A 2686-nucleotide genomic window follows, 5' to 3' on the forward strand; every position below is an offset into this window, starting at 1 on the left:
TTTTTGTGGGGTGATGGCGTGCCTTTTGAAGAATGAGCCTGCGAGTCAGCGGCATGTCGCGAGGTTAACCCGTTTGGTGGGGTAGTCGTAGCGAAAGCGAATACTAACTAGTGTGTTGTCAGTGGCATGTCCTGGACCCGAAGCGGGGTGATCTACCCATGGCCAGTGTGAAGCAGAGGTAAGACTCTGTGGAGGCGCGAACCCACTTAGGTTGAAAACTGAGGGGATGAGTTGTGGGTAGGGGTGAAAGGCCAATCAAACTCCGTGATAGCTGGTTCTCCCCGAAATGCATTTAGGTGCAGCGTCGTGTGTTTCCTCCTGGAGGTAGAGCTACTGGTTGGTTTAGCGGGACTATCATCTTAGCGACATCAGCCAAACTCCGAATGCCGGTGAGGTCAGAGCACGGCAGTGAGACTGCGGGGGATAAGCTTCGTAGTCGAGAGGGAAACAGCCCAGATCGCCGGCTAAGGCCCCTAAGGGTGTGCTAAGTGGAAAAGGATGTGGGATCGCGAAGACAACCAGGAGGTTGGCTTAGAAGCAGCCATCCTTGAAAGAGTGCGTAATAGCTCACTGGTCGAGTGGTTCTGCGCCGACAATGTAGTGGGGCTCAAGTACACCGCCGAAGCCGCGGCAATCACCTTTGTGGTGGTTGGGTAGGGGAGCGTCGCGTGACTGCTGTGAAGCGCTGGGGTAACCCTAGTGTGGAGTGTGCGCGAGTGAGAATGCAGGCATGAGTAGCGAATGAGGAGTGGAAAACTCCTCCGCCGAATGACTAAGGGTTCCTGGGCCAGGTTAATCCTCCCAGGGTGAGTCGGGACCTAAGGCGAGGCCGACAGGCGTAGTCGATGGATAACGGGTTGATATTCCCGTACCCGTGTGTCCGCGCCCATGGTGAATCAGGGATACTAACCCACCTGAACACGCGCCGTTTACTAGCCTTTTAGGTTGGTTGGTGTGTGTGATGCTGGGGACCTGAACTGGTAGTAGCCAAGTGATGGGGTGACGCAGGAAGGTAGCCGTGCCACGTGATGGATATCGTGGTGTAAGCGTGTGGCCCGTGTTCTAGGTAAATCCGGAGCACATATAGGGTGAGGCGTGATGCGTACCCGTTTTGGGGAAGTTGGTGATCCTATGCTGCCGAGAAAAGCCTCTAGCGATGTGGATATACGGCCCGTACCCGAAACCGACACAGGTAGTCAGGTAGAGAATACTAAGGCGATCGGGAGAACTGTGGTTAAGGAACTCGGCAAAATGCCCCCGTAACTTCGGGAGAAGGGGGGCCATGACTGGTGACCGACGTGGTTGAGCTGGTTGTGGCCGCAGAGAATAGAGGGAAGCGACTGTTTACTAAAAACACAGGTCCGTGCGAAGACGGGTAAGTCGATGTATACGGACTGACGCCTGCCCGGTGCTGGAAGGTTAAGAGGACCTGTTAGACCCCTTTTGCGGGTCGAAGCGGAGAATTTAAGCCCCAGTAAACGGCGGTGGTAACTATAACCATCCTAAGGTAGCGAAATTCCTTGTCGGGTAAGTTCCGACCTGCACGAATGGCGTAACGACTTCCCTGCTGTCTCAACCACAGACCCGGCGAAATTGCAGTACGAGTAAAGATGCTCGTTACGCGCGGCAGGACGAAAAGACCCCGGGACCTTCACTATAGCTTGGTATTGGTGTTCGGTTCGGTTTGTGTAGGATAGGTGGGAGACTGTGATGCCTCAACGCCAGTTGGGGTGGAGTCGTTGTTGAAATACCACTCTGATCGTATTGGACATCTCAACCTCGGCCCGTGATCCGGGTTAGGGACAGTGCCTGGTGGGTAGTTTAACTGGGGCGGTTGCCTCCCAAAGAGTAACGGAGGCGCCCAAAGGTTCCCTCAGCCTGGTTGGCAATCAGGTGTTGAGTGTAAGTGCACAAGGGAGCTTGACTGTGAGACTGACAGGTCGAGCAGGTAGGAAACTAGGGACTAGTGATCCGGCACCGGCTTGTGGAAGCGGTGTCGCTCAACGGATAAAAGGTACCCCGGGGATAACAGGCTGATCTTCCCCAAGAGTCCATATCGACGGGATGGTTTGGCACCTCGATGTCGGCTCGTCGCATCCTGGGGCTGGAGTAGGTCCCAAGGGTTGGGCTGTTCGCCCATTAAAGCGGCACGCGAGCTGGGTTTAGAACGTCGTGAGACAGTTCGGTCTCTATCCGCCGCGCGCGTAGAAACTTGAGGAAGGCTGTCCCTAGTACGAGAGGACCGGGATGGACGTACCTCTGGTGTGCCAGTTGTCCCGCCTGGGGCATGGCTGGTTGGCTACGTACGGAAGGGATAACCGCTGAAAGCATCTAAGCGGGAAGCCTGTTCCAAGATTAGGTTTCTTTTGAGGTCCCCTATAGATGATGGGGTTGATAGGCCGGATCTGGAAGCATCGTAAGGTGTGGAGGTGACCGGTACTAATAGACCAAACACTCAACACACAAAGTGTGAGTTACAGGGTTTTTGCTCGCGTCCGTTATTCAGTGTCTGGCATGACACCACCCACCCAAAGTTGTGGTGGGGATGGGTTGTTGCCTGGTTTTTGTCGGTGGTGTTAGCGGTGGGGTCACGCCCGGTCCCATTCCGAACCCGGAAGCTAAGTCCACCAGCGCCGATGGTACTGCACTCGGGAGGGTGTGGGAGAGTAGGTCGCCGCCGGCATAA

Annotated in this window: 2 rRNA genes; both read left to right on the forward strand. The window is 55.4% G+C overall.

The window, feature by feature from the left end:
- Positions 1-2463: ribosomal RNA gene (locus HMPREF2681_RS03275) — 23S ribosomal RNA — on the forward strand; the annotation flags it as partial.
- 103 nt (positions 2464-2566) lie between these two features.
- Positions 2567-2683, forward strand: a 5S ribosomal RNA gene (gene rrf / locus HMPREF2681_RS03280).
- Positions 2684-2686 lie beyond the last annotated feature (3 nt).

Origin of the sequence: Corynebacterium sp. HMSC064H12 (genome assembly GCF_001809925.1) — a bacterium.
Lineage (GTDB): Bacteria > Actinomycetota > Actinomycetes > Mycobacteriales > Mycobacteriaceae > Corynebacterium > Corynebacterium jeikeium_D.